The sequence below is a fragment of the Simiduia aestuariiviva genome (genome assembly GCF_014192475.1).
Lineage (GTDB): Bacteria > Pseudomonadota > Gammaproteobacteria > Pseudomonadales > Cellvibrionaceae > Simiduia > Simiduia aestuariiviva.
In genome coordinates, this window is the sequence record NZ_JACHXZ010000001.1 from 198,729 (window position 1) to 220,010 (window position 21,282).

The window sequence follows — 21,282 nt, forward strand, 5'->3', positions numbered from 1 at the left end:
TTATCGCTGATTTTAATTGCCGTGGTTGCGCGTGGCGCAAGCATTAAAAAAGGGAGCCCGGCTCCCTTTTTAATTGGCAACTGTTGCCGCTATCTTAGCACGGCGCCCATTAGCGCTTGCGCAATACCAAACTGCCAATGGAATAGCCCGCGCCAAATGAGCAGAGCACGCCCGTGTCGCCGGCCACCAAATCTTCGTGGTGTAAGTTAAATGCGATGAGTGAACCCGCCGAGGCGGTGTTGGCGTAGCGATCGAGTACTACGGGCGCTTCATCGGCGTTGGCATCGCGACCCAATAATTTTTTCACGATCAGCGTGTTCATGTTGATGTTCGCTTGATGCAACCACCAGCGACGCACGTCTTGCGTGCTTAAACCCAAGCGCTCAAGTTGGCTGCTCATGTGTTCGGCGGCCATGGGGCAAACTTCCTTAAACACCTTGCGGCCGTTTTGATGGAACAAGTTGTCGGCGCCGAAAGGTTGGGTGTCGTGGGCGCGGGCGGTGTAGCCAAAATTAGAGCGAATATTGTTGGAGTAACTGGTTACGGCTTTGATGTCGAGGATGTCGTAACTGTGCTTGCTGGTGCAGGTGTCGGCGCGCTCGATGACCATGGCGGTGGCCACGTCCCCAAAAATAAAGTGGCTGTCGCGATCGGTGAAATTGAGCTGCGGCGAGGTCAGTTCCGGGTTGATTACCAGCACTGCGCGGGCGCTGCCCGAGGCCACGGAATCGTAAGCGCGGTGTAGGCCAAAGGTGGCCGCCGAGCAGGCCACCAGCATATCGAAGCCGAAACCGGCGATGCCGAGCGCCGCCTGCACTTCGATGGCAATGGCCGGATACGAGCGTTGGGTGTAGGCGCAGGACACGATTACCGCGTCGATATCTTCCGGTTTTTTATTGGCGGCTTCGAGCGCCCGCTTGGCGGCGGCCAGCGCCATTTCGGCTTGGTGGCTCAGCTCGTCGTCGGCGCGCGCGGGGATGCGCGGGGTCATGCGATCGACGTCGCAGATGCCGTCTTTTTCATACACGTAGCGGCTCTTGATGCCAGAGGCTTTTTCAATAAATTCTGCGCTTGAGTGGGGCTTGGCTTCCAACTCACCGGCGGCGATGGCGGCGGCATTTTCCGCGTTGTATTTGTCGGCCCAGCCGTTGTAGGCGACCACTAGCTCTTCGTTAGAAATGCTGTGGGCGGGGGTCCAGAGGCCGCTGCCGCTGATGACGATCGTTGGGGTGCTCATAAGAAAACTGCCTGTGAATTGCGTCTGCCCACATTGCCGGGCCGGAGGTGGGTGGTTGAGTGTCGACCACCGTCCTGATTATGGTCGAAAATTGTCGCCCATAGTGTGCGGGGCGTCCAGTTGCCACGGTCTCTGAGGTGGGTGTTTTGGCGCCTTGCGGGCGGGATATTGGTCATTCGAGGGTGACCCGCGAGTCAGGGCGTGCGCGCGATCATCCAGATATCTACCCGCTTTACGCCAGCATCTTGCAGTATCTTCGCCAAAGTTGCACAAGTGGCGCCGGTGGTCATGACATCGTCGATCAGCGCGACGTGCTCTAGGGCCAGCGGCCCACGCACCGCGAACTGCTGGCGCAAATTGCGCAGTCGCTCGCGGCGGCTGAGGCCTTGCTGGCTGTGGCCCCCGCGCCGCGTCAACAGGTCGGCTCGCCACGGCAGTTGCAACTGTCGGCCGAGTCGGCGGGCCAACTGCTCCGTTTGATTAAAGCCCCGCACTAGCCGGCGCGCACGAGCAATGGGTACGGGTAGCAGGCATTGGGGCCAATCGTCGTGCACATAGGCGGTTTGCAGATGGGCCACTAACTGCGGCACGAGGTAGGGCAGCAAGCGCTGGTCGCCCTGGTGCTTCCAGCGGTTGATCAGCCCTGCCAGGGGTGGCGCGTAGCAGTAGGGCGCCAGGCTGCGGGCAAATTGCGGCGGGCGGCGCAGGCACTCGGGGCACTCGCTGCCTTGGGTGCGCGGCAGTGCGCAGCGAGGACAGGGCGCCTCGTTGAGCGGCAGGTCGCGCGCGCAGGCATCGCACAATAAGTGTTGGCTGGAGTCGCCACACAGCCAGCAGCGACAGGGGAGTTGCAACGATTGGGGCCAGTATTGCCGGCGCCATTGGTAGAGGCGTCGCTGGCCGTTGCGGGCCCAGTGAGTCAGCATCCGTGCTACCTCGCAAAGGTTAACTGCATTGGCGCTTTGGGGATTAGTTAACCAAAATAGTTTGACTGGTTGACAGCGCCTTGAGTGGGTCGGACAATGCCGCCAGCCCAATGATTGAGACAGAGAATACCCCATGAGTGCACAGGCAAACATCCAAATCCGTCACGACTGGACCCGCGCAGAAGTGCTGGCCCTGTTCCAGCTGCCTTTTGCCGACCTGATGTATCAGGCGCAAACGGTGCACCGCACCTGCTTTGATCCGAATCAGGTGCAGGTGAGCACCCTGTGCTCCATCAAGACCGGTGCCTGTCCAGAAGATTGCGCCTACTGCCCACAATCGGCGCGCTATGACACCGGCCTTGAGCGCGAAAAGCTCATGAAAGTTGAAAAGGTGATTGAAGAGGCCAAAGCTGCCAAGGCCAGTGGTGCGACGCGCTTTTGCATGGGTGCCGCCTGGCGCTCGCCGAAGGGCAAAGACATGCCCTATGTCACCGAGATGGTCAAAGGCGTGAAATCCTTAGGCCTGGAAACGTGCATGACGCTGGGCATGTTGAACGAAGATCAAGCTAAGGGCTTGGCCGATGCCGGGCTCGATTACTACAACCACAACCTCGATACCTCGCCCGAGTTTTACGGCGACATCATCACCACCCGCACCTACCAAGATCGCTTGGAAACGCTGGCCAATGTGCGCAAGGCCGGCATGAAAGTGTGCTGCGGTGGCATTGTGGGCATGGGTGAAGAGGAGTCGGATCGCGCGGGCCTGTTGATTCAGTTGGCCAATATGGCGGAGCACCCAGAGTCGGTGCCGGTGAATATGTTGGTGAAGGTGGAAGGCACGCCAATGGCGAATCAAGCGGACTTAGATCCCTTTGATTTTATTCGCACCATCGCCGTGGCGCGCATCATGATGCCGAAATCACACGTGCGCCTGTCGGCGGGTCGCGAAGATATGAATGAGCAAATGCAGGCCATGGCGTTTTTGGCTGGCGCCAACTCCATTTTTTACGGTGAAAAATTGTTGACCACGCCCAACCCCGAGGCCAGCAAAGATCGTCAGTTGTTTACGCGCTTGGGCATTCATCAAGAGTCCTACGAAATTCATCAGGACGAAAAAGAACAAGAAGCCGCTGTGTATCAGGCGCTGGAAGCCAGTCACAACGATCAGTTTTTCTACGACGCCGCCAAGTAAGGCGCGCCATGCAAGACTGGTTACGCCAGCAGTTGGCTGAGCGGCGCGCGGCCGACCTCTATCGCCAGCGCCGCACCTTGCGGGGCGCGCAGCAGCCGGAAGTGGACGTGGAAGGCCGGCAGCTGCTGGCCTTTTGTTCCAACGACTACTTGGGCCTCGCCAATCATCCCGATGTTAAATCCGCCTTTGTGCGCGCGGCCGACACCTACGGTGTGGGCAGTGGTGCCTCGCACCTCGTCTGTGGACATTCGCACGAACATCACGCGCTCGAAGACGAGTTGGCAGCGTTTACTGGCCGCGATCGCGCGCTGTTATTTTCCACCGGTTACATGGCTAACACAGGCGTCATCAACGCGCTGGTGGGAAAGGGCGACGCGGTCTTCGAAGATAAACTCAATCACGCCTCGCTGCTCGATGGTGGTCTGTCCTCAGGCGCAAAATTCCAACGCTTTTTACACAGCGACGTCGCGCAGCTTGCGCGCAAATTGGACGCGACTGCGGCCGCTAAAAAATTGGTGGTGGTCGATGGCGTGTTCAGTATGGACGGCGACCTAGCGCCGCTCGATGTGATCGCGCCCGAGTGTGCCAACAAGCGCGCCTGGTTGATGGTGGATGACGCGCACGGCCTGGGTGTACTGGGTAAAACCGGCGCCGGTTGCGCAGAGCACTTTGCCTTGGACCAGCAGCAGTTGCCGGTATTGATGGGCACTTTTGGCAAAGCCTTTGGCACCTTTGGCGCATTTGTGGCGGGCTCTGACGATCTCATCGAAACGCTGATTCAATTGACCCGCACCTACATTTACACCACCGCATTGCCACCGGCGGTGGCCGCCGCGACGCGCGCCAGTTTGAAATTGATTCAAACGGAAACCTGGCGGCGCGAAGCCCTGCACGCGCGCATCGCGCAGTTTCGCAGCGGCGCCCGCCAACTCGGTTTGCAGCTAATGGATTCCGATACCGCGATTCAACCCATCCTCTTGGGTGACGCTGGGCGCGCTCTGGCGTGGTCAGAAAAATTGGCGGAGCTCGGCCTGTGGGTGGGTGCGATTCGCCCACCCACTGTGCCAGCCGGCAGCGCGCGTTTGCGCGTCACACTCTCGGCGGCGCACACAGAAATACAGGTGCGGCAATTGTTAGATGGCTTGGCCAGTGTTGAGCGAGAATTGGGATCATGACGGCGCTAAAGGTCCACGCGCGCGCCGGCGCACAAGCCGTCGAGGCGCGCCTGCTGTGTCTGCACGGTTGGGGTTTTGATCACCGTTGTTGGCAGCCGCTGGCCGATGAATTGCTGAGTCGCACGCGACTCCAATTGGATTTGGTAGACCTGCCGGGTTTTGGTGATTCGCCGCCGGTAGACAATTGGGTGCCGGACACCAGAGCGCAGCTGCGCGCGTTGATCGAGGCCAGCGAGCTGCCTGTGTACCTTTTGGGTTGGTCGCTGGGCGGGCAAGTGGCGCTCGATCTTGCGCAGCATTGTGCAAAGCCTCAGGCGGTGTTTACCGTGGCTGCGAACCTGCAATTTTGCGCTGCAGACCATTGGCCAGCGGCCATGAATAGCGACCATTACAATGATTTTCTAACGCAATTTACCGGGGCGCCCGCCGCCACCGTGAAACGGTTTAGTCAATTGGTTGCCGCTGGGGGCGCGCCCTCAATGCGCAAGCTACTGCGCAATTTTTTAGCCAGTTGCGAGCCTGCGCAACACGCGAATTGGCTGCAGGCATTGCGTGCGCTGCAGCAGTTAGATGCCAGTGGCGCGCGTCCGTCGATGCCCGTGCACATGCTGTTTGCCGAGGCGGATCAATTGGTGCCGTTGGCGGCTGCCGAGGCGGTCGTGGCGCGCACGCCCTTTGATGTTTTTCGCCTGGGCAATGAGGGCCACGGCGCGCCTGTTTGTGCGCCAGCAGCGGTGGCAGATTGGTTAATCGCGCGCCTGCCCGAGGCGAGGTTAGTGTGAGTCAGCGCGATAAACTGGCGGTGGCCCAGTCGTTCAGTAAGGCCGCACAAAGTTACGATTCGGTGGCCGCGCTGCAGCGCAGTGTGGGCAGTGAGTTGTTGGCGTGGCTGCAAGATTTAGGGGCGCCCAATCTGGTGGCGGACCTGGGTTCAGGCACCGGTTTTTTTACCGAGCAATTGCAACAAAAGTTTCCCAATGCGCACACGGTGGGTTTAGATATTGCACCGGGCATGTTGCAGTTTGCCCGCGCGCACCGCCAAGAAAATGTGCATTGGCTGGGTGGCGATATGGAAAATTTGCCGTTGCGCGCTGAGTGCGTGGATGTGTTTTTTTCCAGCTTGGCGGTGCAGTGGTGTGAAAATCTGCCACAATTTTTTGCAGAAATATTTCGCTGTTTAGCGCCGGGTGGCTATTTGGCTTTAGCCACTTTGGGCCCAGAGACGCTATTTGAATTGCGCGACAGCTGGCGCGCGGTGGACGAGTATACCCACGTCAATCAATTCGATGCCGAGGTCCATGTCACCGAGGCGGCGCAGCGGGCTGGCCTAGCCATTGCGCGCTGGCAGGCGGCTCCGCGCGTGATGCACTATTCGAGTTTGCGGGAGCTGACGCATGAGCTAAAGGCGTTGGGTGCGCACAACGTCAATTATCAGCGTGCGCCGGGCCTTACCGGCCGACAAAAAATCAAACAATTGCGCGACGCCTATGAAGGCTTTAGAACGCCTCAGGGATTGCCGGCCAGCTATCAGGTGTACTGGATGCTGGTGCAAAAGCCGGCGCGTGCGTAACGGGGCGCGGTGACCGGACTCCAATGGCCGCCACCCAAGCAGTGGGGTGCTAAACAACGCAGGAGCAAGGTACCCATGAAGTCGCTTTTATTTGTGTGTATACACAACAGTGCCCGTTCGCAAATGGCCGAGGCCTTTGCCAAGCGCTACGGTGCCGATCAATTTTTGGTGTATAGCGCAGGTCTCGAGCCGGGTGTATTAAATCCCAGCGTGGTTCAGGTAATGGCGGAATTGGACATTGATATTAGCGCGCAAACATGTCGCAGCGTTGAGCAGCATGTGGCGCAATACGGGGCGCCGGACATCGTCATCACCGTTTGCGATGAGGCCAGCGCCGAGCGCTGCCCCCACATATCTGGCGCCATGCAATTGCATTGGGGGTTTGAAGATCCCTCCGCGGTGGCGGGCGATGACGCCCACAAGCTGGCCGCAGCGCGCACAATTCGCGATCAAATTCAGGCGCGGGTGAGCGCTTGGTGTGATGAAATTGCAGCGCTGTAGTGCGGCATTTAGTTCTGGTTCATAAATGTCTGCGCGCGATTTTACGTAAATTACTGCCCGATTATTTTGGTTAGAGAACACAGCGAATACGCTTATGGCTAAGACATTTTTTATTACCGGTACCGATACCGACGCCGGCAAAACTGCGGTGGCATGTGGGCTGCTGGCCGCGGCAAAGTCGCGCGGTTACAGCACTGCAGCAGTGAAGCCCGTGGCCTCGGGTTGCGACACCACCGAGGCGGGTTTGCGCAACAGTGATGCCTTGGCGCTGCATGCGCAGTGCAGCCTGTCGCTGGTCTATGAGCAGGTCAACCCCGTGGCGTTCGCCCCCGCTATTGCCCCGCACATAGCGGCAGCCCAGGCGGGCCGAGTGCTGAGCGTGGATCGCCTGACGGGCTTGTGCCGGGGTGTTATGACCGCACGCGCCGATCTTACCTTGATCGAAGGCGCGGGCGGCTGGCGCGTGCCGCTCAATCCCAGCGAAACGCTGGCGGATCTCGCGCGCAATCTACAGGTGCCCGCCATTATGGTGGTGGGTATGAAACTGGGTTGCATCAATCACGCGCTGCTCACGTATGAAGCCATGGTGCGCGATGGTATTGCGGTGGCCGGTTGGGTGGCCAATCAAGTGCAGCCGCAGATGGCGGTGTACGCAGAAAACTTGGCCACCTTGCAGGCGCGTCTGCCCATTCCCCTGTTGGGTGAAGTGCCGTTTTTGGCAGATCCAAGCGCCGAACAGGTGGCTAAATACCTTGATCTCACGGCTTTGGCCCTGGGCGAGCCCGCACAGAGCCGGCCGTGATGGCCGCGGGCATATAGACGTTAGTTATGAAGAGCCCGTTTTAGCGACCAATAAATATTAAAGGCGGTGAAATATTGCCGCCTGCTGTGTGTTTTTTGATCAGCGCTTTGGTAGAATCCTTGGTAATTGTGCCCTGTAGGCCAAATGGTGTGTTCATTGCCCGTAGCTGGTGATGCGCCCAGTGAGCGGCGAAACATTCGGGGCAAAGGTTGCAGGTAACTGCAGCGCACATCACTCGCAAGCGAGGTGCCAGATGCAAGTGAACTCGTCGTCCACGTCTGTGCTCAATCAGGGCCTGCAAGGCCTGCAAAAAAGTCAGCAGGAAATTCAGCGATCGGCCAACGATATCGCCCAGGCCGCTATTGCGCCGGCCAGTCCGGCCGTTAACCCTGGCTCCGAGGCGGGCCAAGGTGTCGCCAGTGAGCAGCAAGTCCAGCCCTCGCAAGATGTGGTGGAGCCGTTGATCAATATTCGACGTCAGGAGCAGCTGTTCAACGCCAACGCGCAGGTGGTGAAAACCGCCGACGAGACCTTGGGCAGTCTGCTGGACGTCAAGGCCTAAGCCGGCCGAGGTACACAGTCAGTGAACGTTAACTTACCGCCAAACTTTGCCAACATGGTCTCCCCCTTTAATCCACTGGGGCGCCAGCCCGTGGGCGAGGAAGATCAGGACAGCAAGTTATCTACCTTTAGCGCGGTGGAAGAGGGCGCTGAGACAGCGCGCGGCGAGAATCGTACTCGCGAAGACGACACCCACCGCGAGCAGGCTCTGAACGGCGAGGCGCGCAACCGGCGCGCACAGTCGCCTGCCGATACCGCTGGCACGATTCAGGCCGCTCAATCCTCTGAGGCTGAAAGCGTCGATGCCAGCGGCAATTCAGGCCCTGCCCCGGTGCCCAGCGGTGGCGCCGGTTTATCGGAAAATCAAAGCAACTTTGATCGCATCACGGCCCAAGAAGAGCAGCAAGAAATTGAACAGTTGGCGGCGCGCGATCGCGAGGTGCGCGCCCACGAGCGGGCCCACGCCGCTGTAGGCGGACAGTATACCGGCGCGCCCCAGCTCACCTATGTGCGAGGACCCGACGGCGTGGCCTATGCGGTATCGGGCGAAGTGTCCGTTAGCTTGGGCGCAATCTCGGGCGACCCAGAGGCGACCCTTAAAAAGGCCGAGCAAATTCAACAGGCGGCGCTGGCACCGGCAGACCCTTCACCGCAGGATCGCCTGATCGCCGCCAAGGCGGCTCAATTGGCGGAGCAGGCACGGGCAGAAATCCGCGTCACTGAGCAGCAGGCACGCCAGGAAGAAGAGGCCGCTCGCGCCGAGCAGCGTGAGGCGCGCACCGAAGAGAGCAAGCGCGAAGACCAAGCGCGCGAGGCCCGAGCCGAACAACAGGCCGAACAGGCTAGGCGCGCGCAGGAGCGGCAGCGCAACATCGAATTAAGTCAGCGCTTATTGCGCATCGGCGTTGAACCCGACGCCCCCAGCCCCGGCGAGTTACTCGACCAACGGGTCTAACACCTCTCCCCTCATCTGTACTGATCTGTCCCCTTGACGGCTTCGTATACACTGAGTATCGTTCAAACGTTTGTTTTAATTCTTGCTCATTTTTTGGTCAGGGCGTCAGGTCGAGCTAGGCTTGGATGGGCAATCAACAGCGGAGAGTCACCATGGCAGATTATCAGGCCCCCTTGCGGGACATGCGTTTCGTACTCAATGAAGTGTTTGAGGTCGACCAGCTGTGGGCTTCAATACCGCGTTTGGCGGAAGCCGTCGATGTCGATACCGCCGACGCCATTCTTGAGGAGGCCGGCAAGATCGCCGCCGGTAGCCTGGCCCCGCTCAACCGCGAGGCCGACGAGGCCGGTTGCCAGTGGCAGGACGGCGAGGTTAGCACTCCTGAGGGGTTTAAAGAGGTTTACCAGCTGCTGGCCGAGGGTGGCTGGATGGGCTTGGGTGGCAACCCCGAGTACGGCGGTATGGGCATGCCCAAAATGCTGGTGGCTCAGTTTGAAGAAATGATGCAGGCCGCCTGCATGGCCTTTGGCCTGTCGCCCATGTTGAACGCCGGTGCCTGCGTGTCTCTGGACTACCATGCCAGCGAAGCGCTAAAACAAAAATACCTTCCAAACATGTACGCCGGCACTTGGGCGGGCGCCATGGATTTAACCGAACCTCACGCCGGCACGGATTTAGGCATCATTCGCACCAAAGCCGAGCCCAACGATGACGGCTCTTACAATGTCACGGGCACCAAGATTTTTATCACCTGGGGCGAGCACGACATGGCGGAAAACATCATTCATTTGGTGTTGGCAAAATTGCCCGATGCGCCCGCCGGCCCGAAGGGCATTTCGCTGTTCCTCGTGCCTAAAATTTTGGTGAACGACGACGGTTCACTGGGTGAGCGCAACGCTGTCACTTGCGGTTCCATTGAAAAGAAAATGGGTATCAAAGCCTCTGCCACCTGCGTGATGAATTTTGACGGTGCCAAAGGCTGGTTGGTAGGCGAGCTGAATAAAGGCTTGGCCTGCATGTTTACCATGATGAATTACGAGCGCGTGGGCGTGGGCATTCAGGGCTTGGGCGCAGCTGAAGCGTCCTACCAAAGTGCGGTCGCCTATGCGAAAGAGCGCCTTCAAAGCCGTTCGCCGGCGGGCAAAGTGCAACCGGAAAAAGCGGCAGATCCCATCATTGTGCACCCCGATGTGCGCCGTATGCTGATGATTCAGCGCGCCTACAACGAAGCCGGTCGCGCCTTCTCTACCTACGCCGCGCGCTGGTTAGATATCAGCAAATACAGCGATGACGATGCGCAGCGCACCAAAGCGGAAAATATGGTGGCGTTGCTGACGCCCGTGGTAAAGGCGTTTATCACCGACAAAGCCCTCGAAAGTGCCATTCACGGCCAGCAAGTTTTTGGCGGCCACGGCTATATTCGCGAGTGGGGCCAGGAGCAATTGGTGCGCGATATTCGCATCACCCAAATTTACGAGGGCACCAACGGCATCCAGGCCATGGACCTCATGGGCCGCAAAACCGTCATGAACGGCGGCGAGTTTGTGCGCGAATACATCGCTGAAATTGAAGCCTTTATTGCCGAAAACAAAAGCACCGCCGCGGCGGAGTTCGCCATGGCGCTGAGCGATCAGTTAGCCAATCTGCAACAGGTAACCGATGCCGTCATCGCGAAAGCGACAGCGGGTAACAAGCATGCCATCGGTGCCGCTGCCGTGGATTATTTGCACCTGTTCGGCTTTGTGAGCTACGCCTACATGTGGGCCAAAATGGCGGCGGTGGCGGGCGCCAAGCTAGACGGCCCCGACGCCGACTTCTACAGCGCAAAGCTCACCACCGCTCGCTTTTTCTACCAGCGCCTATTGCCGCAAACGCGCGCGCTATCGGAACAGATTTTAGCCGGTGGCGACAGCATGATGGCGTTGGCCGATCACCAGTTCTGAGTTTCCAGCGAAACTTGTTGGGGCGCTTCGGCGCCCTTTTTTATAGCGGTTCCAGACCTGGCGCGTCTATCCTGCGGTGGCCCCCGCACCTACCGCAATAATCCTGTGGCCGGACTGCTTAGGGCTATACTCTAATGCTCGAAAGTCACTGATGCTGCAAGCCCATGCCCATGCGTTTTTTGGCCACAATCTTACTCTGTCTGCTGGTGGCGCCGGCGGGGGGCGCCCCTGTTGCCACTGCTAGCGCGGAGCCGTTGATTTTTTTGTACAACGACCATTTGAAAGAGCCCTATATCTTTGTCGAGCAGGGGCAAGTGGTGTCAGGTATCCATTGGGACTTGGCGCAGTATTTGGGCCAAAAGTTGGGTCGGCCGGTGATTATGCGCGAGGCGCCCCGCAAACGGGTGGAGCAGTATTTGTTGGAGGGCAAGGCGCACGTTCTGTTGCTCACCAATCCCGCATGGTTGCCGCGTTCAGATTTACTGCATTGGACTATCCGCGTGTATACCGAGCACGATCAAATAATTCAGCGCCAAGGCCGGACGTTTAACGTCGAGTCGCTGGAGGATCTGAGCGGTAAGCGTTTGGGCACCATTCAGGGGTATATCTATGAGGGCATTTCAGACGCGCCCTACCGCGATTCAATCATTCGCGACGATGCGGTGTCGTTTCGAAGCAATTTTTTACGCCTTAAGCGCGGCAGACTCGACGCGATCATTGTGCCTCAAGCGCAGAGCGACCACCTCTTTCGCACTGAATTCCATCGCGCAATGTTCCATGTGGTAACCACATGGAGCATTCCTCACGAATTGTTCAGTGCCGTTTCACCCCACTCTCCGGTGAGCGCAGAGCAATTGTCAGCTGCCTATCGTGACATGCATAGAGACCAATACTTTGAACGCATCTTGGCGCGCTATCGATAAGTGCAGAGGGTTGGCTTTCGCAACCGAATGCTTAGTTAACTGCCCCTAATCCTGTGTTTGGCAACAGCATCTTTTGGCGTAAAAATGCTAGAGTGGCTTTTACTTTGGTAATTATTGCGTGCCATTCCGGCGCAATGATAGCGCTGAACATTTTGCGAGAATGTAAACGATGATTGTAAGACATGGAGAGTTATCTGATTTGGCAGGCATAAAAGCCATTTATGAGCAGCCGCATGCCTATGGCAATACCTTGCAGCTACCCTATCAATCTGATGGATTTTGGCAGCGCCGATTGCAAAATAGTTCAGATAGCCAGATAAGCTTGGTAGCGGTACATAACGATGAGATTGTCGGTCAAATTTCATTAAGCGTGAATGATCGGCCAAGAAGAAAACACGTAGCCACGCTGGGTATGGGCGTTTCACATGCGCACAGGGGCACGGGGGTTGGCTCGAAGCTTTTACATGCCGCACTCGATTTAACTGACAACTGGTTAAATGTTACTCGCGTCGAAATTGAAGTGTATACGGACAACGAGCAGGCAATAAATCTCTACCAGAAGTTCGGTTTTGAGGTGGAGGGTACGGCAAAAAATTATGCCTTTAGGCAGGGTCGCTACGTGGATGCACTCTACATGGCGCGACTCTCCAGCGCTAAATTGTAATCCGCTAGCTCCGTTTGAGGTTGGCTAGCAGCAAAGGTTTTAATCATGCCAATAGCAAATTGTATAGTCGCACCCGAGTGTGCGTCGGGTGCCGGAGATCTTATTGAGCTGTGGGCCAGCAGCTCGGGTCTGCCTGCTGAGCAGATGACGATCAATATCATTCTCCGCAGTGAGCAGTTGGGCAAGCGCTATACAATCATGGCCAATTTATTGTTGCCGTCCCTGTGGTCTGACACCCACATCTCGCGTTTGCAGTTAGGGTTGGCCAGTGCGTTGTCGTTGCATTTTGCGGTGGCAATCGATGAGATATTCGTGACCACTCAGATTGTGACGTCAGGTTTAGTGGTTGAAGGCGGGCGGGAGATTCATTGGTAGAACGCCAGGTGTGGTTTAAAAATGAATAAATTAGTTGAGTGTGTACGGTGTTAATCTAAGGCGCTGTTGTTCTTGCGATACACACTGTGTGCTGCTGACGCTGGCACCCGTTCAGTTATTGTGATCACGAGGGTTAATTGGTGGACAGTTATGATGGAAATTGCGGCTGCGGCAAAGTCACCTTTAGCTTGAGCCTTCCCAAGTTGCTCCATCAATACAGCCCGAGAAAGTGCGACTGTGATTTTTGTGTGGCGCGCGACATCGCCTATCTGTCAGACCCCGAAGGGCTGCTCGACATTGAGTGCAGTGAACCCTTAGACGTGCAGCGCCAGGGGTCGGATCAGGCGGAGTTTGTCAGCTGCCCCCATTGCAAATCTGTCATTGCCGCCACGTTTCAGGCGCGCGAAAAGCGCGTAGGCGCGGTGAATGCTGCGCTGCTGCAGGCGCGCTCTGCCTTGGGTGAGTCAATGGTTGTATCGCCAAAAGTGCTAACGCCCGCGCAAAAGGTGGCGCGTTGGCAGACACTTTGGTTGACGGTCAAGATGCCTGGTGGTGCGCGTAGATAGCGCTTTTATTGGGCGCGTTTTTTTGCGACAGTAGCACCGTTCAACCCAGCGAGAAGGTCTATGGCAGCCCAACTATCCCCCGAAGATCAGGCCCGAGTGGACTCGGTTATTTCCAGCGGTGTCAACGACGTGGAGCGCAAGCCGTTCCGGCCTTGGTTACTGTTGGCGATCATTTTAATGGTGCTGACAGTGTTGAGCGGCATCAGCTACTTTTTGGCGTGGCAGCAGGGGGTGGTTTAGGCGTCGTCTCTGCCATTTTTGGCGCTGGCGGCGAAGGTTTCGGCCCAGCGACTAAACGTTTCGGTGGGCATGGGCTTGGCCATAAGATAGCCCTGCACACTGTCGCACCCCAGATCAGCCACTAATTGCCAGTCCTCTTGGCGCTCTACCCCCTCTGCAACGCAATGAATTTCCAGCTTTTTCGCGAGCGAGATGCTCGATTCTAAAATGGCTTGGCTGACTTTATTGTCGGCGGCGAGGTGCACAAATGAGCGGTCGATCTTCAGTTCGGTGAAGGGGATCAGCTTCAGTTGCTCCAGTGTAGAAAAGCCGGTGCCGAAGTCGTCGATGGAGAGTCCAAAACCTTTGAGCCTTAGTCGCGTCATGATGTCGAGCGTGGTGCTGGTATCTTTTGGCAATGCGCTCTCGGTCATCTCGACCACAATTTTTTCTGGCGATAAACCCGATGCTCGCACGGTGGCCTCGAGCGTTTCGGGTAGGTCTAAACGGCACAGCGCCTTGGCCGAAAAGTTGACGGCCAGCGTCAGGTTTAATCCGTCCCGTTGCCACTCCCGCACTTGCCGCAAACTTTTACTCAAGATCAGCTCGGTGAGTTGTTCCACCATGCCGTATTTTTCGCAAATGCCCACAAAAATATTGGGCTCGATAAAGCCTTTATCTGGGTGCTGCCAGCGCGCTAGGGCCTCGACGCCGATGAGTTGACCGCTGGCAACGTCGATCTTCGGTTGATACCACACCTCCAGTTCTCGACCGATGATGGCGGCCTGCAGCTCGTCGGTGAATACCATGGTGGCAGGGCCTCTGGGCGCGCGCCGGCCCTCGCGCCGATAGGACTGCAGCATGCGTTCCAGACGCTGGCGATCCAGTGGCTTGGAGAGTGTGCCGAGGATGCGCAGCTGGTATTGACGCCCCAGGGTGTGCACCGCCGCCAGTAGCCGGGGGTCTTCACCGCTGATCAGAATGACGCCCACGTGCAAGCCCAGTGCCCCCAGTTGGCGCAGTAGTTGAATGCCGTCCATTTCGGGCATGTTGAGGTCGCTGATAACCAGGTCAATTTCGTTGCTGCGATTGGCGATGAGGCGCAGGGCTTCGGGTGCCCGAGACGCCTCGACGACCTGCTTGACGCCCATTTGCCGCAGCACATGTCCGAGAGTTTTCAGCATGAAGGCGTCGTCGTCGACGACTAGGCAAACCAGTGAAGAGATGGCGTCGGCAGTCATGGGGCGGGTGGTTATCCGATTAGATGATCGTATCAGTATGGACGCCAATGCCCGTCGTCGCCAAAAACCGCACAGGCCAATGGTGCTAAGATTAATCCTGATGGGCCGGTTTGAGCGCGACGCCTCGTCGCACACCTTTCAATCACTGATCGCAACTTCCATGGCAGCAGACGAAACTCCAGAAGTACCTGTAGATTTGGCGGTGTTATCGACGCTGTTCGGTGACGATCACGCGCTGATCGCCACTATTTTGGAGGACTTCACCGTGTCCATGGAGGCCTATTTGCGGGAGTTTTCCACGGCGGGAGATTTATCTGAGGTGCGCGCGGTGGCGCACAAGTTAAAGTCCTCGGCGCGCACCGTGGGCGCTGGCCCCCTCGGTAACTTGTGTGCGGCCCTGGAGCACGCCTGTCGCAATGATCAGGCAGAGGTGGCGGCCAGTTTACTCAGCCACATTCCGCCCGAGGTTATTCGCATCAATGATTTTTTGGCTGAGCAGCGCCCTAGCGATACGCCCGGGCGGTAATGTGGCGCCACTCTGCTGGCGCAACCGGCTGCACCGATAGCCGCCCCTGCTTGACCAAAACCATCTCCTGTAATTTCGGGTCGGCCTTGATGTCTGCCAAGGGTAAAAGCTCTGCAAAATGTGCGTGGTAGCGGATGTCGACACAAAACCAGCGCGGCGCATCGACACTGGCCTTGGGGTCAAAATAGGGACTTTTTGCGTCGAATTGTGCGGGGTCTGGGTAGGCTGCGGTGGCAATGTGCGCAGTGCCCACAATGCCGACGTTTTTGCAGCTGCTGTGGTAGATCAGTACGCCGTCGCCCTCGGCGCATTGGTCGCGCAAAAAGTTTCGCGCCTGATAGTTGCGAATGCCATCCCAGCGCATCGTGCCGGCGCGTTGGATGTCGTCCAGGCTGATGTCGTCGGGTTCTGTTTTGAAAAGCCAGTGCGCCATGCATTGCCTCGTTGTGTTTGCTGTGAGGTTTGGCCCAGTTTACTTGGATTTGCTCGCGCAGGCAGCGGCGAAGTCGGCGCCGCCTAATCGCTGACTGGGGTTGCGTTCTATGGTTGTTTTGCGCAGAGGTTAAGGGCGCGCGCGACACAGCAGGGCGATCGCTAAGTGGGATTTTGCTGCCAGCGTTGTGGCATCGATGTGCCGCTCACGCCGCACGTCATGGCGGCGCTTGCTAGTAACGTGAATTAAAAGTGCGCACCGGCGAGTGTGAGTGTTTGCTCGATGGCAGCCTCGCGCGCCGCAACCGATGGTGCGCGAATGCCTACGTGCGCCACTTTGCGGCCGGGTCGAGCCGACTTGCCATAAAAATGCGCGTGGGCGTGTTCAACCGCCAGTACATCGGCGGCACTCGGCAGATCGCCGATGATATTGACCATGGCCGCGCAGCTGAGCGCTTCAGTGCTGCCCAGTGGTAAGTCGGCCACCGCGCGCACGTGATTTTCGAACTGGCTGCACTCGGCGCCCTCCATCGTCCAATGGCCAGAGTTGTGCACCCGCGGCGCAAATTCGTTGGCCAGCAGTTGGTCGCCACGCTGGAAAAATTCGACGGCGATAACGCCCACGTAATTAAAATGGCTGAGCAGTTTTTCTGTGTAGCTTTGCGCCTGCTCGGTCATGGCGTCGCCCGGTTGCGCGCGCGCAATGCGCAAAATGCCCGCGTCGTGATGATTTTCTGACAGCGGGTAGTAGCGAATTTCGCCGGCGAGGTTGCGCACTGCCACCATGGACACTTCGCGCTCGAAACGAATAAATCCTTCGAGGATGGCGGGCACTTCGCCGATGGCAGTCCAGGCCTGTGCCAGTTGGTCTTGCGAGCGGATGACGGCCTGACCCTTGCCGTCGTAACCCTGAGTGCGGGTTTTCAGGACGGCGGGCAAGCCGATGGTGGCGGCGGCGCGCTCCAATTCGCTCAGAGAGTTAACCGGTGCGTAGGGCGGCGTTTCAATACCCAGCTGGGTAAAGAGGTTCTTTTCGTTGAGTCGGTCTTGGGCCACGTGCAGCACGTCGGCCGCGGGATAGACCGGCACGCTTTGCGCCAATAGGCGGGCACTGGCTTGGGGCACGTTTTCAAACTCATAGGTGACGACGTCCACCTGGCGCGCAAGTTCGGCTAGCGCCTGAGGGTCGTCGTAGTCGCCTTTAATTTGCGTGGCAGCGGCAGCGGCGCAGGCCGTATCGGATGGGTCCAGCACCACAAAGCTACAATCGAGTGGAATGCCCGCCAGTGCGATCATGCGCGCCAGTTGGCCTCCGCCCAAGACACCGATTTTCATCAGGCCTGCTCCCTCGGATCTGCGTTGGTCATGACTTTTTCAGTTTGCTGCTCTCTGAAGGCCACCAGTGCCTTGCGATACTCTGGGTATTTGTTGCCCAGCATGGCTGCGGCCAATAGTGCGGCATTGACGGCACCCGCGCGACCAATGGCCAAGGTGCCCACGGGAATGCCGGCGGGCATCTGCACGATGGACAGCAGTGAATCCATGCCGTTTAGGGCCTTGGATTGCACGGGTACGCCGAGCACGGGCACGGGCGTTTTGGCGGCCACCATGCCGGGCAGGTGCGCCGCCCCGCCGGCGCCCGCGATGATGGCTTCCAAGCCTCGCGCTTCGGCTTCTTCAGCGTAGTGAAAAAGCTTGTCGGGCGTGCGGTGGGCAGAGACCACCTCCACTTCGTGGGGAATGCCCAGCTGCTTCAGTGCGTCGGCGGCGTGGCTCATGGTGTCCCAGTCGGAGGTGGACCCCATAATGATACCAATCAGCGGCTTCATAGATGCTCCCCAGTATTGTCAATTGAGCGTGGTCTAGAAAAAGGGACGCATTGTACCTATCCGGCCTGCTAAAGGCACGAATTTTGGGGGTGTTTGAGCGGTTTTTTGACGATTTTTTAAGCAGTCTTTAAGCTGCCCGCCGCGCGGAGGCTGCACCGTTTTGGTGCTTGTCTGTGGCCGCTGTTTGTCTGCCGCGGGGAAGTGTGGCACATTCGCCAGTCCATGAGATAACGATAAAAAGGATGGTTGGCTCGCTATGGAATACTTGTTGCCCTTGGCCCAATTTCAGCAGCGCGTGGCGCGACACCCCAACAAGGTGTATTTACATCAACCGGTCAATCGTCAGTGGCGCCAGTGGACGTGGCAGCAGGCGGATCGCGAGGCGCGCACCATCGCCAGCGGCTTGCTCAATCATTTTGCCGCGGGCGATAAAATTGCCATCCTCGCAAAAAACTCCGCCGAGTGGTTTATGGCGGATTTGGCGATTCAGATGGCGGGCATGGTCAGTGTGCCCATCTACGCCACGGCCGGCGCCGAGACCATCGAATACGTGCTGGCGCACAGTGAGGCGAAAGCGGTATTTTTGGGCAAACTCGATGATACTCGGGCTGCCGAATCGGCGATTCCAGCCTCGGTGATGCGCATTGCTTTTCCCTATCCCACCGCCAGTGCTGAGCACCAGTGGCAGGAATGGCTCACGCACTATGAACCCGTCGGCGAGCTGCCCACGCAAACGCCGGATGCCATGTTTACGCTGGTGTACACCTCGGGCTCAACGGGCCAGCCTAAAGGCGTGGTGTTGAGCTGCAAAAATGTGGGCTCCTCGTCGCACGCCACGGCGGCGCAGTCGCAGTGGTATGAAGATGACCGGTGTATTTCCTATTTGCCCTTGGCGCACATTACCGAGCGCTGCGTGCTCGAAATCATGACTTATTACAGCGGTGCCGCGGTCTATTTCGTGGAGTCGCTCGACACCTTTGTGGACGATGTTAAGCATGCGCGGCCAAATTTCTTTATCTCGGTGCCGCGGCTTTGGACCAAGTTCCAGAGTGGCATTTTGGCAAAAATTCCCGATCAAAAATTGCAGCGATTGCTGAAAATTCCCGTCGTAGGCTGGTTGGTTGCACGCAAAATTCGCGCGGGCCTCGGGCTTAATCACGCGCGTTTGTTGGGCTCGGGTTCGGCGCCGATCGCGCCGGCCATGCTGGAGTGGTATCGGGGCTTGGGCATGAATATCGCCGAGGGCTGGGGCATGACGGAAACCTCGGGTTTGTCCTGCTCAAACCTGCCGTATCGGGCGGATCGGATTGGCACCATTGGCGTGCCTGTGCCCTGCGTGGAGATGCGTTTGGGTGAGGGCAACGAAGTGCAAATTCGCGGCGATGCGGTGTTCAAGAGTTACTACAAAAACCCGGAGGCCACCGCCGAAGCATTTTTAGATGGCTGGTTTCGCACGGGTGATCGCGGCGAACAAACGGCCGACGGTGCCTTCAAAATTGTGGGGCGTTTAAAAGAGCAGTTTAAAACCGCCAAAGGCAAGTATGTAGCGCCAGCCCCCATCGAAAACCTGATGGCGCGCAACGAGTGGGTTGAGCAGTGCTGTGTGCTGGGGGTGGGTCGCCCGCAACCTGTGGCGTTGGTGGTGCTCAATGAGGCCGGTCAGAAAAAGACCCGGGCCGACGTGGAGCGCTCGCTGCAGGTCACGCTCGCCGAAATCAATGGCGAGCTGGAATCCCACGAGCGGCTGGGTGGCCTGATTGTACTTACGGAGGCCTGGACCATCGAAAATGGCCTGCTCACGCCCACCTTGAAAATTCGCCGCGGCCCCATCGAGGAGCAATTCATCGGCCTGCTCGATCGCATGGGCGAGGCCACCCTGGTCTGGCAGCGAGATCTTTAATCGCCGCACCCTAAATACGCGCCACAGGCCCCGCACCGAGGGAATGACCGGTCGGGGCTAATGCGTACCGCATGGGCCTTGGCCGTGTTAAGATGCGCGCCAATTTCCCGATGGACGGACGCCATGCATTGTCCCTTTTGCAGTGCCGACGACACCAAAGTCATCGACTCGCGCTTAGTTGCCGAGGGCGATCAGGTGCGCCGCCGGCGCGAATGCCTTTCCTGCCGCGAACGCTTTACCACCTATGAGGTGGCCGAACTCTTGATGCCGCGCATCATTAAACAGGATGGCACCCGCGAACCCTTTGATGAAGCCAAGCTCAGGGCCGGCCTGCTGCGCGCGCTGGAAAAGCGGCCAGTGAGCATGGAAGATATTGAATCGGCGCTCAATCAAATCAAGCACGCTCTGCAGGCCACTGGCGAACGCGAAGTGCCGTCGCGGCTGCTGGGTGAAAAGGTGATGGAAAAACTGCGCAATTTGGATCAGGTGGCCTATGTGCGATTTGCCTCCGTCTATCGCCAATTTCAGGATATCAGTGAATTTCGCGATGAAATTGAGCGGTTGGAACGCAATCCGCGAGACGCTGAATGACCCCGGATCACAGTCGCTTTATGGCGCGCGCGCTACAACTGGCAGAGCGCGGCCGCTACACCACACAACCGAACCCCCGCGTGGGGTGCGTGTTGGTGCGCACCGATGGTGCGACACCTGAGATCGTGGCGGAGGGCTGGCATCAGTGTGCGGGCCAACCGCACGCAGAGATCAACGCCTTGGCGGGCGTCGACAGTGCACAGGGGTTAACCGCCTATGTGACGCTTGAGCCTTGCAATCATCAAGGGCGCACGGGTCCGTGCAGCGCAGCGCTGATTGAGGCTGGCATCCGCACAGTGGTGTACGGCATGCAAGATCCCAATCCGAAAGTGGCGGGGCAGGGATTGCAGCGCTTGCACGAGGCCGGCGTCGACGTTATTGGCCCCGTCATGGAGGCCCAGGCTGAAGCCCTGAATCCCGGATTCATCAAGCGGATGCGCACGGGGTTGCCTTTGGTGCGGGTGAAACTCGCCATGAGTCTGGATGGCCGCACGGCCATGGCCAGTGGCGAATCCCAGTGGATTACTGGGCCCGAGGCGCGCGGCGATGTACAGCGTCTGCGCGCGGCTAGCTGCGCCATAGTGACGGGCATCGACACAGTGTTGCACGACAATGCTGCACTCACCGTGCGCGCCGCGCAGTTGGAGTTGCCCGCTGACGAAGCGGCCGCGGCCGCCGCGCAACAGCCCCTGCGCGTGGTGCTCGATCGCCGCAGTCGCCTGCCCCAAGGCTGCCGGCTGTTGTCGCTGCCAGGACCGGTGCTGTTAGTACAAAACCAGCCGCTCACGTATCCGGACGCCGTGGCGCGGGTTGAGACCCTCTCGATGGCGGATCAACAAAGTGACGGCGGCGATTTGCTGGCGCTGCTGCAGGCCTTGGCCAAGCGCGAATGCAATGAAGTGCTGGTCGAGGCGGGCAGTCGCCTGGCGGGCAGTTTTATGGGGGCGGGCTTAGTGGATGAATTGATCGTCTACATGGCGCCCACCTTGCTGGGTTCCAGTGCGCGCCCACTGCTGCAATTGCCGCTGGCCAACATGGCGGAGCAACTGCGCTTGGATATCGTGGATGTGCGCGCCGTGGGCCACGACTGGCGCATTACCGCGCGCCCGGTGGCGCGCGACAGTTAACCGCCGAGCGCTAAAGTAGCGCTGGCA

24 protein-coding genes are annotated in these 21,282 nt (G+C 58.4%); 18 read left to right on the plus strand and 6 right to left on the minus strand.

Annotated features, from left to right (window positions below):
- Positions 1–109: 109 nt before the first annotated feature.
- Positions 110–1,237, minus strand: coding sequence for a beta-ketoacyl-ACP synthase III (locus FHS30_RS00925; RefSeq protein ID WP_183907390.1), 1,128 nt, complete (start codon positions 1,235–1,237; stop codon positions 110–112).
- 194 nt (positions 1,238–1,431) lie between these two features.
- Positions 1,432–2,163, minus strand: coding sequence for a ComF family protein (locus tag FHS30_RS00930; protein ID WP_221197114.1), 732 nt, complete (start codon positions 2,161–2,163; stop codon positions 1,432–1,434).
- A 133-nt stretch (positions 2,164–2,296) separates the two neighbouring features.
- Between FHS30_RS00930 and bioB the strand changes: the two genes are divergently transcribed.
- The 14 genes from bioB to FHS30_RS01000 all read left to right on the plus strand — a co-directional run bounded on the left by bioB (position 2,297) and on the right by FHS30_RS01000 (position 13,630).
- Entirely contained in the window at positions 2,297–3,355 is a 1,059-nt protein-coding gene (gene bioB, locus FHS30_RS00935) for a biotin synthase BioB (RefSeq protein ID WP_183907392.1), read from the plus strand.
- Between the two features lie 8 nt (positions 3,356–3,363).
- Positions 3,364–4,530, plus strand: a complete 1,167-nt coding sequence (bioF, locus tag FHS30_RS00940; RefSeq protein WP_183907395.1) for an 8-amino-7-oxononanoate synthase — start codon at positions 3,364–3,366, stop codon at positions 4,528–4,530.
- The gene (locus FHS30_RS00945) at positions 4,527–5,312 is read left to right on the plus strand and encodes an alpha/beta fold hydrolase (RefSeq protein WP_183907397.1); all 786 of its coding nucleotides are present in this window, start codon (positions 4,527–4,529) and stop codon (positions 5,310–5,312) included. Before bioF ends, FHS30_RS00945 begins: the two co-directional genes overlap by 4 nt.
- A complete protein-coding gene (gene bioC / locus FHS30_RS00950; RefSeq protein ID WP_183907399.1) occupies positions 5,309–6,100 on the plus strand; it encodes a malonyl-ACP O-methyltransferase BioC in 792 nt (263 codons plus the stop codon). Before FHS30_RS00945 ends, bioC begins: the two co-directional genes overlap by 4 nt.
- Positions 6,101–6,175: 75 nt before the next feature.
- On the plus strand, positions 6,176–6,601 hold the full coding sequence (locus FHS30_RS00955) for an arsenate reductase ArsC (RefSeq protein ID WP_183907401.1): 426 nt from the start codon (positions 6,176–6,178) through the stop codon (positions 6,599–6,601).
- Positions 6,602–6,695: 94 nt separating this feature from the next.
- Complete coding sequence (gene bioD, locus FHS30_RS00960) at positions 6,696–7,403, plus strand: dethiobiotin synthase (protein WP_183907403.1); 708 nt, start codon at positions 6,696–6,698, stop codon at positions 7,401–7,403.
- 253 nt (positions 7,404–7,656) lie between these two features.
- Entirely contained in the window at positions 7,657–7,965 is a 309-nt protein-coding gene (locus FHS30_RS00965) for a hypothetical protein (RefSeq protein ID WP_183907405.1), read from the plus strand.
- A gap of 21 nt (positions 7,966–7,986) precedes the next feature.
- Positions 7,987–8,919, plus strand: coding sequence for a putative metalloprotease CJM1_0395 family protein (locus FHS30_RS00970; RefSeq protein WP_183907407.1), 933 nt, complete (start codon positions 7,987–7,989; stop codon positions 8,917–8,919).
- Between the two features lie 152 nt (positions 8,920–9,071).
- A complete protein-coding gene (locus tag FHS30_RS00975; RefSeq protein ID WP_183907409.1) occupies positions 9,072–10,862 on the plus strand; it encodes an acyl-CoA dehydrogenase C-terminal domain-containing protein in 1,791 nt (596 codons plus the stop codon).
- Between the two features lie 164 nt (positions 10,863–11,026).
- Entirely contained in the window at positions 11,027–11,785 is a 759-nt protein-coding gene (locus tag FHS30_RS00980) for a substrate-binding periplasmic protein (RefSeq protein WP_183907411.1), read from the plus strand.
- A 169-nt stretch (positions 11,786–11,954) separates the two neighbouring features.
- Positions 11,955–12,449, plus strand: a complete 495-nt coding sequence (locus tag FHS30_RS00985) for a GNAT family N-acetyltransferase (RefSeq protein WP_183907413.1) — start codon at positions 11,955–11,957, stop codon at positions 12,447–12,449.
- A gap of 45 nt (positions 12,450–12,494) precedes the next feature.
- The gene (locus tag FHS30_RS00990; RefSeq protein WP_183907414.1) at positions 12,495–12,824 is read left to right on the plus strand and encodes a hypothetical protein; all 330 of its coding nucleotides are present in this window, start codon (positions 12,495–12,497) and stop codon (positions 12,822–12,824) included.
- A gap of 140 nt (positions 12,825–12,964) precedes the next feature.
- Entirely contained in the window at positions 12,965–13,390 is a 426-nt protein-coding gene (locus FHS30_RS00995; RefSeq protein WP_183907416.1) for a GFA family protein, read from the plus strand.
- A 60-nt stretch (positions 13,391–13,450) separates the two neighbouring features.
- Positions 13,451–13,630, plus strand: a complete 180-nt coding sequence (locus FHS30_RS01000) for a DUF3094 family protein (RefSeq protein WP_183907418.1) — start codon at positions 13,451–13,453, stop codon at positions 13,628–13,630.
- Here the strand turns inward: FHS30_RS01000 and FHS30_RS01005 are convergent.
- Positions 13,627–14,793 carry an EAL domain-containing response regulator gene (locus FHS30_RS01005; RefSeq protein ID WP_183907420.1) on the minus strand — a complete coding sequence of 389 codons (1,167 nt, stop codon included), beginning with the start codon at positions 14,791–14,793 and terminating at the stop codon, positions 13,627–13,629. The two genes, FHS30_RS01000 and FHS30_RS01005, sit on opposite strands and share 4 nt — an antisense overlap.
- Here FHS30_RS01005 and FHS30_RS01010 point away from each other — a divergent pair.
- A complete protein-coding gene (locus FHS30_RS01010; protein ID WP_183907422.1) occupies positions 14,792–15,376 on the plus strand; it encodes an Hpt domain-containing protein in 585 nt (194 codons plus the stop codon). The genes FHS30_RS01005 and FHS30_RS01010 overlap by 2 nt on opposite strands.
- Here FHS30_RS01010 and FHS30_RS01015 read toward each other — a convergent pair.
- The 3 genes from FHS30_RS01015 to purE all read right to left on the minus strand — a co-directional run bounded on the left by FHS30_RS01015 (position 15,354) and on the right by purE (position 17,637).
- A complete protein-coding gene (locus tag FHS30_RS01015) occupies positions 15,354–15,809 on the minus strand; it encodes an EVE domain-containing protein (RefSeq protein WP_183907425.1) in 456 nt (151 codons plus the stop codon). The two genes, FHS30_RS01010 and FHS30_RS01015, sit on opposite strands and share 23 nt — an antisense overlap.
- A 245-nt stretch (positions 15,810–16,054) precedes the next feature.
- Positions 16,055–17,143 (minus strand): 5-(carboxyamino)imidazole ribonucleotide synthase, encoded by a 1,089-nt coding sequence (locus FHS30_RS01020; RefSeq protein WP_183907427.1) that lies wholly within the window; start codon positions 17,141–17,143, stop codon positions 16,055–16,057.
- On the minus strand, positions 17,143–17,637 hold the full coding sequence (gene purE / locus FHS30_RS01025) for a 5-(carboxyamino)imidazole ribonucleotide mutase (protein WP_183907429.1): 495 nt from the start codon (positions 17,635–17,637) through the stop codon (positions 17,143–17,145). The genes FHS30_RS01020 and purE overlap by 1 nt, the downstream gene beginning before the upstream one ends.
- A 256-nt stretch (positions 17,638–17,893) precedes the next feature.
- On the opposite strand from purE, the gene FHS30_RS01030 reads away from it, so the two are divergent.
- From FHS30_RS01030 to ribD, 3 genes are all read left to right on the plus strand, one after another.
- Positions 17,894–19,537, plus strand: coding sequence for an AMP-binding protein (locus FHS30_RS01030; RefSeq protein ID WP_183907431.1), 1,644 nt, complete (start codon positions 17,894–17,896; stop codon positions 19,535–19,537).
- A gap of 123 nt (positions 19,538–19,660) precedes the next feature.
- Positions 19,661–20,128 (plus strand): transcriptional regulator NrdR, encoded by a 468-nt coding sequence (nrdR, locus tag FHS30_RS01035; RefSeq protein WP_183907433.1) that lies wholly within the window; start codon positions 19,661–19,663, stop codon positions 20,126–20,128.
- Entirely contained in the window at positions 20,125–21,255 is a 1,131-nt protein-coding gene (gene ribD / locus FHS30_RS01040) for a bifunctional diaminohydroxyphosphoribosylaminopyrimidine deaminase/5-amino-6-(5-phosphoribosylamino)uracil reductase RibD (protein WP_246341105.1), read from the plus strand. Before nrdR ends, ribD begins: the two co-directional genes overlap by 4 nt.
- The last annotated feature ends 27 nt before the right edge of the window (positions 21,256–21,282 follow it).

Coding starts and splice junctions, on each gene's coding strand:
- FHS30_RS00925 (WP_183907390.1), bottom strand. CDS start 1,237: ATGAGCACCCCAACGATCGTCATCAGCGGCAGCGGCCTCTGGACCCCC.
- FHS30_RS00930 (WP_221197114.1), bottom strand. CDS start 2,163: ATGCTGACTCACTGGGCCCGCAACGGCCAGCGACGCCTCTACCAATGG.
- bioB (WP_183907392.1), top strand. CDS start 2,297: ATGAGTGCACAGGCAAACATCCAAATCCGTCACGACTGGACCCGCGCA.
- bioF (WP_183907395.1), top strand. CDS start 3,364: ATGCAAGACTGGTTACGCCAGCAGTTGGCTGAGCGGCGCGCGGCCGAC.
- FHS30_RS00945 (WP_183907397.1), top strand. CDS start 4,527: ATGACGGCGCTAAAGGTCCACGCGCGCGCCGGCGCACAAGCCGTCGAG.
- FHS30_RS00955 (WP_183907401.1), top strand. CDS start 6,176: ATGAAGTCGCTTTTATTTGTGTGTATACACAACAGTGCCCGTTCGCAA.
- bioD (WP_183907403.1), top strand. CDS start 6,696: ATGGCTAAGACATTTTTTATTACCGGTACCGATACCGACGCCGGCAAA.
- FHS30_RS00965 (WP_183907405.1), top strand. CDS start 7,657: ATGCAAGTGAACTCGTCGTCCACGTCTGTGCTCAATCAGGGCCTGCAA.
- FHS30_RS00975 (WP_183907409.1), top strand. CDS start 9,072: ATGGCAGATTATCAGGCCCCCTTGCGGGACATGCGTTTCGTACTCAAT.
- FHS30_RS00980 (WP_183907411.1), top strand. CDS start 11,027: ATGCCCATGCGTTTTTTGGCCACAATCTTACTCTGTCTGCTGGTGGCG.
- FHS30_RS00985 (WP_183907413.1), top strand. CDS start 11,955: ATGATTGTAAGACATGGAGAGTTATCTGATTTGGCAGGCATAAAAGCC.
- FHS30_RS00990 (WP_183907414.1), top strand. CDS start 12,495: ATGCCAATAGCAAATTGTATAGTCGCACCCGAGTGTGCGTCGGGTGCC.
- FHS30_RS01000 (WP_183907418.1), top strand. CDS start 13,451: ATGGCAGCCCAACTATCCCCCGAAGATCAGGCCCGAGTGGACTCGGTT.
- FHS30_RS01010 (WP_183907422.1), top strand. CDS start 14,792: ATGAAGGCGTCGTCGTCGACGACTAGGCAAACCAGTGAAGAGATGGCG.
- FHS30_RS01005 (WP_183907420.1), bottom strand. CDS start 14,793: ATGCTGAAAACTCTCGGACATGTGCTGCGGCAAATGGGCGTCAAGCAG.
- FHS30_RS01015 (WP_183907425.1), bottom strand. CDS start 15,809: ATGGCGCACTGGCTTTTCAAAACAGAACCCGACGACATCAGCCTGGAC.
- FHS30_RS01020 (WP_183907427.1), bottom strand. CDS start 17,143: ATGAAAATCGGTGTCTTGGGCGGAGGCCAACTGGCGCGCATGATCGCA.
- purE (WP_183907429.1), bottom strand. CDS start 17,637: ATGAAGCCGCTGATTGGTATCATTATGGGGTCCACCTCCGACTGGGAC.
- FHS30_RS01030 (WP_183907431.1), top strand. CDS start 17,894: ATGGAATACTTGTTGCCCTTGGCCCAATTTCAGCAGCGCGTGGCGCGA.
- nrdR (WP_183907433.1), top strand. CDS start 19,661: ATGCATTGTCCCTTTTGCAGTGCCGACGACACCAAAGTCATCGACTCG.
- ribD (WP_246341105.1), top strand. CDS start 20,125: ATGACCCCGGATCACAGTCGCTTTATGGCGCGCGCGCTACAACTGGCA.